The organism is Dyella sp. KRB-257, assembly GCF_049445995.1.
Lineage (GTDB): Bacteria > Pseudomonadota > Gammaproteobacteria > Xanthomonadales > Rhodanobacteraceae > Dyella_A.
Genome location: NZ_JBMSDZ010000016.1, coordinates 69,277 through 83,396, shown reverse-complemented (window position 1 = coordinate 83,396; position 14,120 = coordinate 69,277). Strand labels below are relative to the sequence as shown.

Below are 14,120 nucleotides of genomic sequence, written 5' to 3'. Positions count from 1 at the left end.
CGCCCGCCGCCTGATGGCGCACCACGACCGTTCGTCATGGGCACCGGTGGCTTGGGTTTGGCTGGTCGAGGCGCGTATCCTTGCTACCAGACTCGCAAGCTGATTATTTTGTCGACACCCTCTGAGGGCCGCAATCCCTGCGCGGGGGGATGCCGGGTCCGGGGCGGCGCAGACGTTGCCGATCCGGAACCCACACCGGTCAAACGCTGCCGGCGCCGGCTCCCCCTACCCCCATGTCGCGATCCTCAACGGGACAGGTCGATCGCGTAGGTGGCGGTGCCGTCGCCGTGGTCCTTCAGCTGGTGCACGTGGTTCAGGCCGGCGGCCGCGGCCACCGCCTGCTTGCCCGCGGCAGTGCGGAACACCACCGGGCCGCGGGTCTTGAGCGGGGCGAAGTGCCAGGATGTCGGTTCCAGGTCGGCCGCGGTCAGGCGCCGCTTGCGCTCGATCCAGCGCGCCAGGATCTCGCGCGCGCCGTCGGGCGAGGCCAGCACGATGTTGCCGCCGTCCAGGCCCGGGAAATGTCCGCCGCCGCTGGCGCGGTAGTTGTTGGTGACGATCACGAACGGCTGCTGCGCCGTGACCGGCTTGCCGTGATACGTGAGCGTGGTGATGCGCTCGCCGGCTGGCTTGGACACGTCGATGGTGTAGGCGATGCCACCCTGGATCTGGTCGAAGTTGTAGCCGACGTAGTGCGGGTCGATCAGCGCCTGCTCGCCCGTCCTGGCCGGGTCGATGCGGTGGAAGCGGCGCGCCGACTGTTCCAGCCAGGCCTTGAGTCCGGCGCCGTCGGTCTTCACCGCGGCCAGGGTGTTCGGATAGAAGTACAGGTCGGCGGCGCTGCGCAGGGTGAGCGGGCCGGGGGCCACGTCGGTGTAGTCGTCCGGGCCGCCGAAGCCGGTGCGGAATGCGGCGGCGGCCGACAGCACCGGCACGCCGGCCAGCTCCGGATGGATCCTGGGCAGCTCGCGGCGCACGTAGTCCGCCTGCGCGGCGTTGATCGGCGCCAGCGCGGTCATGTCGCCCTCGTCGGCGAAGTAGCTGCTCAGCCGCACGCGGGTGTCGCCGATCGGCGTGTTGACGTAGGCGATGGCGGCCTCGTGCACCTTGGCCACCAGCGGGGCGATCGCCGGATCCGGCGCCACGCAGTCCGGCGCCCGGCCCTTCACGGCCGGCTGGCAGATCGCGCGCACCTCGCTGTGCGTGTCGGCGGTATCCACCACCCACTGGCCGCCCTGGCGCACCAGCGCCAGCTTGATCACGCCCAGGTCCTTGCCGAAGAAGCCGCCCATCACCGCCGGCACGCCGCGCACGAAGCCGCGCTTGGCGTCGACGTCCCGCATGTCGGCGTAGCGTGGGCCGGGGAACTCGCCGTGCGAGTGGCCCAGCAGCAGGGCATCGATGCCCGGCACGCCGGCCAGGTGCCAGCCGCCGTTTTCCATGTCCGGCGTGTAGGGGCGATCGTCCAGTCCGCCGTGCAGCACGGCGACGATCAGGTCCGGATGCTGGGCTTCCAGCTCGGGCAGGTATTTCTGCGCCGCCTCCACCACGCCGCTCACGGTGACCTTGCCATTGAGCTTCTGCTGGTCCCACTGCAGGATCGGCGGCGGCGCGAAGCCGAGGATGCCCACCTTCAGCGGCACCTCCAGCTTGCTGCCGTCGGGCGTGTACGCCTCGATGGTCTTGCGCAGCACCGCCCACGGCTTGAACAGTGGCTTGCCATCGCGCGCACTGGCCACGTTGGCCAGCACCAGCGGGAAATGCGGGCCGGCGCAGTGCCTGGACGTGCCGCCTTCCACGTTCATCGGCGTGCCGGTGACCTGCGACAGGAACGGCAGGCCGTAGTTGAACTCGTGGTTGCCGGCGGTGGCGCCGTCGTAGCCGACGCTGTCCATGGCGCGGTAGATCGCCAGCTCCTCGTCGCAGCCCACCGGCCGGGCCAGCGCCTGGTAGTCGGCCAGCACCGAGCCCTGGATGGTGTCGCCGTCGTCGAACAGGAAGGTGTTGGGAAATTGCCGGCGCGCCTGGCGGATCAGCGTCACCGTGCGCTCGTAGCCCAGCGTCGGGTCGGCTTTGAGCTTGTAGTAGTCGTAACCGAGGATGTTCGAGTGGATATCCGTGGTTTCGAGCATGGCCACGTCCGCGCGGGTGCCATCCGGCAGCGGCTGATGAAGATGGCCCAGGCTGGCGCAGCCAGCGATCAGGCCGCTGGCCAGGATACCCCAGGCCAACGAGGAGCGGGCCAACGAGGAGAGGAGCGGATGGCGAACTGACATACGTATCTCGGGTGGGCGTGCAAGGCGCAGAAGCTAGCAGATCGGCATGACCGCCTGCCCGCCCTCTGAGCACGGCCTGTTCGATCGTGCGGATCATGCAGCCGGGGTGCGACGCGCGATGCCGGTCGATGGTGTCGGTTCACGGCACTATCGTTGATGGGAAAGCCTGCGCGAAGCGCCTACCATCGGCACCAGGGACACCTCTCGGGCTGATTTCGCCACGATGCCCCTGGCGAACCCCGACCGCCGCGTCCATCGCGGTGCCGACTCGACCGTCCCGGGGGAGACAACCATGCGTTACACCTTGTTCGAGAACCACAGGGACAGGCTCATCCTCATCGCCCGCGTCGCGTTGATGGTCCTGTTCGTGAAGTTCGGCTGGCAGAAGGTCGTCAACTTCACGGATACCGAGGCCTACATGAGCTCGACCGGATTGCCGGGGGCCACGCTGGTGACGATCATCGCCGTGCTCCTGGAGTTCGGCGCGGGCATCGCGCTGGTACTCGGCTTCTACACCCGCCCGCTGGCACTGATCCTCGCGATCTATACGCTTGCCGCGGCGCTGATCGGCCACCCGTACTGGCACATGTCGGGCGCCATGCAGTACGCGAGCATGATCAACTTCTACAAGAACATCAGTATCGCGGGCGGGCTGTTGCTGCTTTGCGTGACGGGTGCGGGGCGGTATTCGCTGGACAGACGCTGACCTCGCAAGCAGCGGCTGGAGCGGCGGGGGCGGTCCGCGCCGATCGGCGCGGGGTGGTGCGCCGCGGCCCAAAACGCGGCCCGCCCGGGCGGCATCGCCGAGGCAGCGCCGGACGATCGTCGACGACAGGTTCCGCGACGTCCGACGGCGTCCCGGGTTCGGCCGCACGGTGCCGATGCAGCCGCAACTGCGGCGATCGTCTTGCCGCTGCCCGCGGCGCCTATCGGCGATCCGGCCCGGCCCGGTCGAAGTAGGTCCAGCGTCGATCGCCGCTGCTGAGCTGCTTGAGCCACACCGCAAAGTCGAAACGGGTGCTTTTCAGCGGGCTGCCGTCGATGCGCTGCCTTTTCAGACCGGTGGCGGGTTGCTGCGGGCGCAGTGTCGCGGTTTCGACCCGGTAGGCAGCGAGCGGTCGCGCCAGCGCGCCGCTGAGCGCCTCGTGCAGCACGCGGCCCTGCGCGGTGGGCAGCGGCAGGTTCAAGAGCGCCGCCAGCGTGGGCGCCAGGTCGACGTTGCCGCTGGGCAGCGGATCGCGCATCGCGCGCTGGAAATCCGGACCGCTGGCGATCAGCGTGTTGTGCACGTCGCGCGGGCTGAAGCTGCCATGCTGGCCGCGCTCGGTGGACACCGTGCCGACCTCGGTGCCGGGGAAGCCCTGCACCACGGCATTGGCGTCCCACGCGTAGCTGATGATGATGTCCGGCCCGCGACGGGCGTTCTCCAGGTGCACCGCCTCGGCCGGCAGCGTGCCGGGGATCGCGCCGTAGCGCTTGGCCACGAACACCGTGTTGACCACGTTGCGCGATTGCAGGAAGCGCACCACGCGCCTGACCACCGCCGCATCGTGCGTGGGCACGTACAGGTAATCGGTGCCGTCGTTCGGCGCGATCACCACGGCGTCCTTCGGCAATACGTCCGGCACCACGTAGCTGGGCGTGGTGTACGGGCCGGGCTTGCCGCACACGTGGCCGTCGTCATCGTAGCGGGTGGGGTGCAGCGGTGTGCCGTCGGCGCGGATGCCGCTCATCACCGGCGCGTAGATGCAGCCCTCGCCGTCGTAGGCGTGGAAGCCGGCGTGGGTCAGGTCATCGGCCATGCGCACGCTGCCGGACACCGAAAAGCCCCAGTCGCGGTCGATGCCGGCCACGCGGCCGTCGTTGATCGCGCGCAGCGGAAACAGGTCGGCCGGACCGGCGACGTTGCTGTGGCCGTGGTCGGACACCACGATGAGGTCGGTGTCCTGCGCCATGCCCAGTTCGCGCAGCTTCGCCTCCAGCTGGCCGAGCAGCGCGTCCTGCGCCTGCAGCGCGCGGTGGAACTCCGGCGAGCCCACGCCGTACTGGTGCTGGGTGGTGTCGGGATTGCGCAGCCACACGATGCTCACGTCCGGCCGGTGCCTGGGCAGCACCTCGTCCAGGTAGACCTGCATCATCCACGCGTTGGCCGGGCCGGGCGTGGTCTCGCCGGCGGCGGTGGCGTCGGAGGTGACGCCGTCCTTCAACGTGACCAGCTTGCCCGCGGCGGTCGGCGCGCCGTTGTCCTCGCGCAGCTGCAGCTGGGCCGGGCCGTAGGTGTGGACGACGTGCGCGGGCAGCGGGTAGCCGGCAGCCTGCAACTCCCTGGCGAAGGCCAGCGGCAGCACGGTGTTCTCATCCAGCAGCACGTTGTTGCCGCCGACGTCGGGGAGTTTGTAATCCTGCAGGAAGGCCGGGCCGGACTTGCCGATCACCGCGGTGGTCAGCCCGGCGGTGTGCGCGGTGGCGAGCAGGGTCGGCACTTGCAGCAGGGCGCCGTCCTCGTGGCGGTCGAGGTCGCGCAGCACGGCGTAATCCTCGGTGTAGATCGGGTCCTGGAAATCCGCCGCCTCGCCCTTCGCGTTCAGGCCTTCGCCGCCCGGCGCATAGAAGCTGTTGCCGTAGAAGCCGATCGGCCCCGGAAACGCGCCGGTGGCGAAACTCGACGCGTTCGCCATGGTGAAGGTGGGGTAGGTCGAGTGGTTGTCGGTGAAGAACACGCCGCGCCGCGACAGCGCCAGCAGGTTCGGCGTGTCCTGCGCACTGATCGCGTCCGGCCGCATGCCGTCCCACACGAACACGATGATGCGGTGGTGCGGCGCGGGCGCGGCGGCGTGCGCCGATCCGGCCAGGGCGGCCACGCAGGCCAAGGGAACCAGCAGACGACGGAGCAGGGACATGCACGGGCCTCGCGGAAGACGGACGAATCAGCCACGCATCATCGCATCGCGTTGTTTGCAGTTGAGTGGCAACGGCGTTCAGTGCGCGGCGTGATTTCCTGCGATCCAGCTGTCGCGCACGCGCAGCGCATCGTCCAGCGCGACCAGGTCGGCCTGCTGCCCGGCCGCGATGCGTCCGTGCGTGGCGGCCAGCCCCAGCCAGTCGGCCGGATAGGCGCTGGCCATGCGCGAGGCCTCGTCCAGCGGCACGCCGACCATCCGCACCAGATTGCGCAGGCCGCTGGCCATGTCCAGCGCGGAGCCGGCGAGCACGCCGTCGTCGCTGCGGCAGATGCCGTCCTTCATCACGATGGTCTGGCCGTTGAGCGTGTAGTGGGGACGATCCGAGCCCACCGGCGGCATCGCGTCGGTGACCAGCACGCACTTGCCGCGCGCCTTGGCCGCGATCGCCACGCGCAGGCTGACCGGATGCACGTGGTGGCCGTCGACGATCAGTCCGCACCAGCTGTGCGCATCGTCCAGCGCGGCGCCGACCACGCCGGGCTCGCGACCGGTGAGCGTGGTCATCGCGTTGTACAGGTGGGTGAAGCCGCACACGCCGGCGTCGAGCGCGGCGCGCGTGGTGGCGTAGTCGGCGCCGGTGTGGCCGGCCACCACGAGCACCCCCGCGTCGGCGAGGCGGCGAATGGTCGCCGGCGGCACGCATTCGGGTGCCAGCGTGAGCATCACCTTGCCGCGGCGCGGCGCGCAGATCAGGGCGAGGTCTTCTTCATCCATCGGGCGGAACAGCGTGCTGTCGTGGATGCCCTTGCGCGCGCCGGCGAGGAACGGGCCTTCCAGATGGATGCCCAGGATGCCCGGCACGCCCGCCTCGATCGCCGCGTCCACCGCGTCCAGCGCGCGGCGCATGGTGTCGCGGGTGTCGGTGATCAACGTGGGCAGCATCCCGGTGGTGCCGAATAGCCGGTGCGCGGAGGCGATGCCGCGCAATGTCTCCACCGTGGGCGCGTCGTTGAACAGCAGCCCGCCGCCGCCGTTGACCTGCACGTCGATGAAGCCGGGCAGCAGCAGCTTGCCGCCGAGGTCGTGCCGGGTCGCCTGCGCCACGCGCGGATCGTCGGCCGGGCAGACCGCGGCGATGCGTGCGCCGTCGACCAGCACGGCCAGGCCATCGCGCAGGCCGTGCCCACCCATCACGCGGGCGTTGACCAAGGCAGTGAGCGAAGCGGACATCAGACGGTCTCCGTGACCTTGCGCAGGTGCGGCGGTACGTCCGGATCGTAGCCGCGCGCGAGCGCCAGTGCGCTGGCTGCCTTGTAGAAACTCTGCACCATGAGCAGCGGCGCGGTGAGCGACGACACGCCCGAGGCCAGCGGCAGGCTGTCCTCGCCGCTGACGCCGGGCGCGGCAGCGCGGGCGCCATCACTGCGGCGCAGAAAGGCCACGACGCGGTACTGTCACCGGCGCCGGATCTGTACTGGCCCGATTTCCTCGCCCGTCTGCCGGTGCAACTGGCGCGCTGGATCACCCCCGCGGCCGGGCCGTACGTGGCCTCGCTGGCGTGGGCGATCGCCTTCGTCGCGCTGTGGTGGTTCATCGTGTGGGCGATGGACCGGCGCGGGATCCATCTGAAACTCTAGCCCGCGCGGTCGCTGCGGCGGGGCGCCCGCTATCATCGGCGTTCCCTGCCTGTCCCCAGAGGAGCCGACGATGAACCGATTGCCGTCCGCGCTGCGCCGCGTACTGTGCCCTGCCGGCTGCGCCGCGCTGCTGGCCGGCTGCGCCGGCGTCGCCACCGCGCCTGCCGCCGCCGACCGGGGCGCCGCCGCCGTCATCGGCGTGCCGGCGATCGCGCGTCCGTCCGGCGAAACCCCCGCCTGGTGGTTCCGCGCCGGCGCGGCGCAGGCGGCCGCCGCATCGGCGCAGGCGCAGGCCGGCGGCCAGCGCGCGAAGAACGTCATCGTGTTCCTCGGCGACGGCATGAGCCTGCCGACCATCGCGGCGGCGCACATCCTCGCCGGCCAGCGCGCGGGGGTGGACGGCGAGAGCTACCGTCTGAGCTTCGAGCGGTTTCCCTTCAGCGCGCTCAGCCGCACCTACGAGACCGACCAGCAGACGCCCGATTCGGCCGGCACCATGACCGCCATCATGACCGGCGTGAAGACCCGAGCCGGCTACATCGGCGTGTCGCAGCTGCCGCGGCGCGACGATTGCGCCGGCAGCCGCGGCCAGGAGCTGGTGACCACGCTGGAACTGGCCGCCGCCGCGGGCATGGGCACCGGCGCGGTGACCACCACGCGCATCACCCACGCCACGCCCGCGGCCACCTACGGCCACCTGCCCGAGCGCAACTGGGAAGTGGATGCCGAGCTCACGCCGGAAGCCAAGGCGCAGGGCTGCAAGGATTTCGCCGCGCAGCTGGTCGACTTCCCCGGCCGCGGGCTTACCGTGGCGATGGGTGGCGGACGCACCGAGTTCCTGCCGGCCGGCGCGGCCGATCCGGAACACAGCACCGCGGTGGGCCGCCGCCTCGACGGCCGCAACCTGATTGCCGAATGGACGGCCAGACATCCGCAGGGCCGCTACGTGTGGAACCAGCACCAGCTCGACGCGCTGGATCTGGCGCACACGCCGCAGCTGCTGGGCCTGTTCGAGCCCTCGCACATGAACTACGAGCACGAGCGGCCGCACGACACCGCCGGCGAACCGAGCCTGGCGCAGATGACCACCGCCGCCATCGCCGTGCTCAGGCAGAACCCGAACGGCTTCTTCCTGATGGTCGAGGGCGGCCGCATCGACCACGCGCTGCACGCCGGCAACGCGTTCCGCGCGCTGGACGAAACCATCGCCTTCGCCGAGGCGGTGAAGGCCGCGCAGGCGGCCACCGATCCGGCCGACACGCTGATCGTGGTCACCGCCGACCACAGCCACACGATGACCTTCGCCGGCTACCCGCGCCGCGGCAACCCCATCCTGGGCAAGGTGCAGGGCCACACCAGCAGCTACGACGAGGGTAGCGCGCCCGGCAACGCACCCGATGCCACCGGCCTGCCGTACACCACGCTCGGCTTTGCCAGCGGCCCCGGCTACACCGGCGCCAGCGACCGCCAGAGCGAAGGCCCCAAGCACTACCCGCACGCGCCCAGCCAGATCAGCCCCGCGACGCGCGGACGCCCCAACCTCACCGACGTGGACACCACCGACCCCGATTACCTGCAGGAAGCCACCGTGCCGCTGAAGGCCGAGACGCACGGCGGCGAAGACGTGGCGATCTTCGCCAACGGTCCCGGCGCCGCGGCCTTCCACGGCGAGCTGGAGCAGAACGCGATCTTCCACATCATCGTGCAGCACACCCCGCGCCTGCGCAGCGAACTGTGCCGACTCGGCAGCTGCAACGCCGCCGGCGTGCCGGTCGACCGCCCGCGGTATGCGCGCTGGCTGCAGCAGGAACAGCAGGGCCGGTAAAGCCCATGGATAGAGCCCCTCTCCCGCCGGGAGAGAGGTTGGGGTGAGGGTACGGCCAGCGCGTGATGAGGAGCGTCGCTGCCATCCCCCTGCAACCGCCGATGCGTAAAACGCATGGCACCCCCCTGCCGGAATCGCCCATGCGTCGCCTAAGCTGTCTCACCCTCCTGCTCGGACTGCTGCCGATGACCACCGCATTGCACGCCGCCGAGAAGCCGTTCGCGTCGAAGGTGCTGGTGATCGGCCACCGCGGCGCCAGCGCGCTGCGGCCCGAGCACACGCTGGCCTCGTACGCCAAGGCGATCGCCGACGGCGCCGACGTGATCGAGCCGGACCTGGTGATGACGAAGGACGGCGTGATGGTGGCGCGCCACGAGAACAACATCGCCGGCACCACCGACGTGGCGGATCATCCCGAGTTCGCCGCGCGCAAGACCACCAGGGTGATCGACGGCCGGCGCGTCACCGGCTGGTTCACCGAGGATTTCACCCTCGCCGAACTGAAAATCCTGCGCGCCCGCGAGCGCCTGCCCGAGCTGCGCGGCACCGCCTGGGACGGCCAGTTCCAGATCGTCACGCTGGACGAGATCATCGACTTCGTCGCCGCCGAATCGGCCGTGCGCGGGCGGGTGATCGGGCTGATCCCGGAGATCAAGCACGGCAGCTACTTCCAGCACATCGGCCTGCCGATGGAAGACGCGCTGCTGGCCACGCTGGCCGCGCATGCGTACACGCGCAGCGCGCCGGTGGAGATCCAGTCGTTCGAGATCGCCAACCTGAAGTACCTGCGCGGCAAGCTGGGCAAGGCGCATCCGAACGGTGCGCATCCCAACATCACGCTGCTGCAGCTGATCGACGAGCCGGCGATGCACCCGGGCGACGTGCTGGCGGCCGGCGGCACGCTCACCTACGCGCAGATGATCACGCCGGCGGGACTCAGGGCCATCGCGCAGTACGCCGATGCGATCGGTCCCGACTACCACGCCATCATCCCGTACACCGCCGACGGCCACCTCGGCACGCCCACCGCGCTGGTGCACGACGCGCACGCCGCCGGCCTTGAGGTGCATCCGTACACCTTCCGCCCGGAGAACACCTTCCTGGCGAAGGAGTTCTGGCAGGGCGACCACCCGGACACCTTCAACGCCGCCGGCATGCTGGCGCAGCTCAAGGTGTATCTGGCCACCGGCATCGATGCGTTCTTCACCGACGATCCGGCGCTGGGGCGTCGTGCCGTGGACGGCCACTGACGCATCTGCACGCTCGCCACGCCCACTTTGCTCGTCATCCCAGCGAAAGCTGGGATCCAGCGACTTCCCGAGCATCCCGAGACACTGGATGACCAGCTCGCGCTGTTGTACAGCTCCTCCAGCTTGACCAGACGTTCGTCTGTTGAGAGCCGCCGGGATGATGGCGGCGGGCTTCATGACTCGCACTACACAAGCGGACGCCCCCGGCCGCTCCCAATCACATCCAAACCACGTGGCGCAACGCGACATCGCCGCGTCACGCTGCTGTAGCGCACGGCCCCGAGCATGCCGGTTCTCCCGCCGGCTACCGAAAACCATCATGCGTCGACTCATCCCGCTGTTGTCCACCCTGTGTCTGCTGCTGGCGCCGCTGGCCGCGTCCGCCCGTCCGGTGCTGCTGATCTCCATCGACGGGCTGCGCCCCGGCGACGTGCTGCACGCGAAGCAGCGCGGCCTGGCGCTGCCCAACCTCAGCCGCTTCCTGCGCGAGGGCAGCTATGCCGAAGGCGTCACCGGCGTGCTGCCCACGCTCACCTATCCCAGCCACGTCACCCTGCTCACCGGCGTCTCGCCCGCGGTGCACGGCGTGGGCGGCAACCTCACTTTCGATCCGTACAACAAGAACCAGCTCGGCTGGGACTGGTACGCCAGCGACATCAAGGTGCCCACGCTGTGGCAGGCCGCGCACGCGGCGGGACTCTCCACCGCCAACGTGCACTGGCCGGTGAGCGTGGGCGCCGTGGGCGTGGACTGGAACCTGCCGCAGATCTGGCGCACCGGCACCGCCGACGACCGCAAGCTGCTCGCCGCACTGGCCACGCCCGGCCTGCTGCCGGCGCTGGAGAAGGACCTCGGCCCGTATCCGCTGGGCATCAACGAGGAGCTGGACGGCGACCAGGCCCGCGCACGCTTCGCAGTGAAGCTGCTGACGCTGCATCGGCCGGATTTCATGACCGTCTACTTCGCCGCGCTCGACCACGAGGAGCACGCCAAGGGCCCCGGCACGCCCGATGCCAACCGCGTGCTCGAACAGATCGACGCGCTGGTCGGCGAAGTGGTCGATGCCGCGCGCCGCGTGCATCCGGACGGCGTCGTCGCGGTGGTCTCCGACCACGGCTTCGCGCCGGTCACGCAGGACGTGAACCTGTATGCGCCGTTCCTCAAGGAAGGCCTGGTGACGCTGAAGAACGGCGCCATCACCGACTGGCAGGCCGCAGTGTGGAACGACGGCGGCAGCGCGGCCATCGTGCTGCGCGATTCGGCCAACGCGGCGGTGAAGGCGCGCGTGCAGGCGCTGCTCGATCGTCTGCGCCAGGACCCGGCCTACGGCATCGCCGAGATCCTCGATCGCCAGCAGCTGCTGGCCAGGGGCGGCAGCGACAAGGCGAGCTGGTTCGTGGTGTTCAAGCCTGGCTACGAGCTGGGTATCACTGCGGACGCGCCGCTGCCGGCACCCTCGCACTACAAGGGCATGCACGGCTACGACCCGGCGCGTCCCGACCAGCGCGCCACGCTGCTGATCGCCGGGCCCGGCGTGCCGGCCGGTCGCGACCTCGGCGTGGTGGACATGCGCGACATCGCGCCCACGCTGGCCGGCTACCTCGGCGTGGCGCTGCCCACCGCGCAGGGGCATGCGCTGCTCGCGCCGCCGCACTGAACGAGCCGGCGCATGTGACAGCACGGTTCAGTCGTCCAAACGCGCTGACACGTCGGTGTAAACGTCGCTTCACACGCGCCACGCATGCTTTCGCGATTCGCCCCGCCGGGGTGATCGCGGGTTTCCGTTTCTCCCACTGATGCCGCGAGGGCCGTGCCCCCGCGACGAGGATGTGCACGCATGTCGAACCGTCTGATCTCCCATCGCCGCGCCGTGCTGGCGCTGGCCCTCTTCGCCGCGCTGCAGGGAAGCGCGCTGGCCACCGACACGCCCAGCGCCACGGATGCCGCGCCCGCCGATGCCGCCGCCGATGCCAGCAAGGTCAAGCAGCTGCAGACCGTGTCGGTGATCGGCCAGGGCGAGTCGCGCCAGGTGCAGCGCATCACCCGCGAAGACGTGAAGGTGCTGCCGCCGGGCAGCAGCCCGCTGAAGGTGCTCGAATCCAAGCCCGGCGTGCATTTCGAGTCGGCCGACCCGTTCGGCAACTACGAGTGGTCCACGCGCATCAGCCTGCGTGGCTTCAACCAGAACCGCCTCGGTTTCACGCTGGATGGCATCCCGCTGGGCGACATGAGCTACGGCAACCAGAACGGCCTGCACATCAGCCGCGCGCTGATCGCCGAAAACCTCGGCGGCGCCGAGCTGGCCGAGGGCATCGGCTCGCTGGGTACGGCGTCCACCAGCGACCTCGGCGGCACCGTGCAGTTCTACTCGGCCGATCCCACCCCCGACTACGGCGTCACCGTGGCGCAGAGCATCGGCAGCGACTCGGCCCGCCGCACCTACGCGCGCCTCGATACCGGCGACCACCACGGCTTCGCCATGTACCTGTCCGGCGCCTACGCCACCGTCAACAAGTGGAAGGGCCAGGGCGACCAGACGCAGAAGCAGTTCAACGGCAAGGCCGTGTACGACTTCGGCGACGACAGCCGCGTCGGCGCGCTGCTCACCACCTCCAGCCGCCACGAGAACGACTACCAGGATCTGTCCCTCGCGCTGGAAAAGCGCAACGGCTGGAACTGGGACAACTTCCGCCCCGACTGGAACCGGGCCGTGGCCGTGGCCACGCAGTACCAGACCACCGGCACGGTCAACGACGGCAACGTGCAGAGCGTGGATGACTCCTACTACGACGCCAGCGGTCTGCGCGACGACACCGTGGCCAGCGTGTTCGGCGATTTCGCCTTGAGCGACACCGTGCGCCTGAAGGCCACCGGCTACTACCACAACGATCGCGGCCAGGGTCACTGGTGGACGCCGTACGTGCCCTCCTACCCGGGCACGCCGCAGCAGACGCCGATCTCCATCCGCACCACCGAGTACGGCATCGACCGTGGCGGCCTCACCGCATCGCTGAGCTGGGACATCGGCATCCACCACGTGGAGGCGGGGTTCTGGTACGAAGACTCCAACCACAACGTGCAGCGCAACTACTACTACGTCACCGGTCCGATCAACGACAGCTACTTCCTCAACGATCCCAACCTGCGCCAGTTCTACCAGCACTACGAAACCACCACGCACCAGTTCTACGTGCAGGACAGCTTCAAGCTGCTCGACGACCGCCTGAGCGTGGACGTGGGCTTCAAGTCGCCGGATACCAAGGTCACCGCGCGTTCGGTGCCGGGCACGCTGAGCTACGGCACGCCGGGCGACTACGCCAACGGTTCGCTCACCGCCAAGAAGACCTTCCTGCCGCAGATCGGTGCCAGCTACCGCCTCGGCGGCGGCTTCGAGGTGTTCGGCTCGTACGCCAAGAACATCGCCGCCTACCAGGCCGGAATCACCGGTCCGCTGGCCACCACCCAGGTCGCCTTCGACACCTTCGGCAAGCAGTTGAAGCCCGAGCAGTCGCGCACCATCGAGGGCGGCCTGCGCCAGGTCAGCGACTTCTACCAGGCCTCGCTGGCGCTGTACGACGTGAAGTTCAGCAACCGCCTGCTGGTGATCTCGCAGTGCGCCGGCATCGTCGGCTGCGCCAGCGGCTACGCCAACGTGGGTTCGGTGAGCAGCCGCGGCGCCGAGCTGGCGGTGAACTTCAGGCTGGCCGACGACCTGCACTGGTCCAACTCGCTCTCCTACAACCGCTCGCGCTACGACAACGACTACGTCAGCGGCTACGACGCGCAGAACAACCCGATCGTGGTGCCCACCAAGGGCAAGACCGTGGTCGACAGCCCCAAACAGCTGATCGCCTCGGAGCTGGTGTGGACGCCCGGCCCGTGGGACCTGCGCCTGTCCGCCCACTACACCGGCAAGCGCTACTACACCTACATCAACGATGCTGGCGTGCCGTCGTACTGGCTGTTCAACGCCGAGGTGGGCTATGACCTGGGCAAGGTCGGCTTCGCGCAGGACATCAGGCTCGCGCTCAACGTCACCAACCTCGCCAACAAGCGCTACTTCGGCACCATCGGCTCCAACGGCTTCGTGACCAGCGACGCCGGCGGCACCTTCCAGACCCTGCTCGCCGGCGCCCCGCGCGCCAGCATGCTGACGGCGACGGTGCGGTTCTGAGCGATCGCGCCCCGCCCGGCGATCCGCCGGGCGGGGCGTGGCTTGTGCGCGTTCG

The 14,120-nt window shown here is 69.7% G+C and carries 9 protein-coding genes and 1 pseudogene; 6 read left to right on the top strand and 4 right to left on the bottom strand.

Going from position 1 to position 14,120, the window contains the following annotated elements:
- Positions 1–245: 245 nt before the first annotated feature.
- Positions 246–2,276: a bifunctional 2',3'-cyclic-nucleotide 2'-phosphodiesterase/3'-nucleotidase gene (locus tag ACO2Q2_RS12895; protein ID WP_423256186.1), complete on the bottom strand. Its 2,031-nt coding sequence runs from the start codon at positions 2,274–2,276 to the stop codon at positions 246–248.
- A gap of 292 nt (positions 2,277–2,568) precedes the next feature.
- Between ACO2Q2_RS12895 and ACO2Q2_RS12890 the strand changes: the two genes are divergently transcribed.
- On the top strand, positions 2,569–2,982 hold the full coding sequence (locus ACO2Q2_RS12890; RefSeq protein WP_423256185.1) for a DoxX family protein: 414 nt from the start codon (positions 2,569–2,571) through the stop codon (positions 2,980–2,982).
- Between the two features lie 220 nt (positions 2,983–3,202).
- Here ACO2Q2_RS12890 and ACO2Q2_RS12885 read toward each other — a convergent pair whose 3' ends face one another.
- From ACO2Q2_RS12885 to ACO2Q2_RS12875, 3 genes and pseudogenes are all read right to left on the bottom strand, one after another.
- Positions 3,203–5,176 carry an alkaline phosphatase family protein gene (locus tag ACO2Q2_RS12885; RefSeq protein WP_423256184.1) on the bottom strand — a complete coding sequence of 658 codons (1,974 nt, stop codon included), beginning with the start codon at positions 5,174–5,176 and terminating at the stop codon, positions 3,203–3,205.
- A gap of 78 nt (positions 5,177–5,254) precedes the next feature.
- Entirely contained in the window at positions 5,255–6,409 is a 1,155-nt protein-coding gene (gene nagA, locus ACO2Q2_RS12880; protein ID WP_423256183.1) for an N-acetylglucosamine-6-phosphate deacetylase, read from the bottom strand.
- Positions 6,409–6,606, bottom strand: a pseudogene (locus tag ACO2Q2_RS12875) (iron dicitrate transport regulator FecR); the annotation flags it as partial. The gene nagA and the pseudogene ACO2Q2_RS12875, both read right to left, overlap by 1 nt.
- Before the next feature lie 75 nt (positions 6,607–6,681).
- Here ACO2Q2_RS12875 and ACO2Q2_RS12870 point away from each other — a divergent pair.
- The 5 genes from ACO2Q2_RS12870 to ACO2Q2_RS12850 all read left to right on the top strand — a co-directional run bounded on the left by ACO2Q2_RS12870 (position 6,682) and on the right by ACO2Q2_RS12850 (position 14,065).
- On the top strand, positions 6,682–6,816 hold the full coding sequence (locus tag ACO2Q2_RS12870; RefSeq protein ID WP_423256182.1) for a hypothetical protein: 135 nt from the start codon (positions 6,682–6,684) through the stop codon (positions 6,814–6,816).
- 70 nt (positions 6,817–6,886) lie between these two features.
- Positions 6,887–8,641 (top strand): alkaline phosphatase, encoded by a 1,755-nt coding sequence (locus ACO2Q2_RS12865; protein WP_423256181.1) that lies wholly within the window; start codon positions 6,887–6,889, stop codon positions 8,639–8,641.
- Between the two features lie 140 nt (positions 8,642–8,781).
- Entirely contained in the window at positions 8,782–9,891 is a 1,110-nt protein-coding gene (locus ACO2Q2_RS12860) for a glycerophosphodiester phosphodiesterase (protein WP_423256180.1), read from the top strand.
- Between the two features lie 319 nt (positions 9,892–10,210).
- The gene (locus ACO2Q2_RS12855) at positions 10,211–11,548 is read left to right on the top strand and encodes an alkaline phosphatase family protein (protein ID WP_423256179.1); all 1,338 of its coding nucleotides are present in this window, start codon (positions 10,211–10,213) and stop codon (positions 11,546–11,548) included.
- A gap of 180 nt (positions 11,549–11,728) precedes the next feature.
- Entirely contained in the window at positions 11,729–14,065 is a 2,337-nt protein-coding gene (locus tag ACO2Q2_RS12850) for a TonB-dependent receptor (RefSeq protein ID WP_423256178.1), read from the top strand.
- The last annotated feature ends 55 nt before the right edge of the window (positions 14,066–14,120 follow it).

Bases quoted from the DNA above. Each gene is read 5' to 3' on its own strand.
- ACO2Q2_RS12895 (WP_423256186.1), bottom strand. From the start codon at position 2,276: ATGTCAGTTCGCCATCCGCTCCTCTCCTCGTTGGCCCGCTCCTCGTTG.
- ACO2Q2_RS12890 (WP_423256185.1), top strand. From the start codon at position 2,569: ATGCGTTACACCTTGTTCGAGAACCACAGGGACAGGCTCATCCTCATC.
- ACO2Q2_RS12860 (WP_423256180.1), top strand. From the start codon at position 8,782: ATGCGTCGCCTAAGCTGTCTCACCCTCCTGCTCGGACTGCTGCCGATG.
- nagA (WP_423256183.1), bottom strand. From the start codon at position 6,409: ATGTCCGCTTCGCTCACTGCCTTGGTCAACGCCCGCGTGATGGGTGGG.
- ACO2Q2_RS12855 (WP_423256179.1), top strand. From the start codon at position 10,211: ATGCGTCGACTCATCCCGCTGTTGTCCACCCTGTGTCTGCTGCTGGCG.
- ACO2Q2_RS12865 (WP_423256181.1), top strand. From the start codon at position 6,887: ATGAACCGATTGCCGTCCGCGCTGCGCCGCGTACTGTGCCCTGCCGGC.
- ACO2Q2_RS12885 (WP_423256184.1), bottom strand. From the start codon at position 5,176: ATGTCCCTGCTCCGTCGTCTGCTGGTTCCCTTGGCCTGCGTGGCCGCC.
- ACO2Q2_RS12850 (WP_423256178.1), top strand. From the start codon at position 11,729: ATGTCGAACCGTCTGATCTCCCATCGCCGCGCCGTGCTGGCGCTGGCC.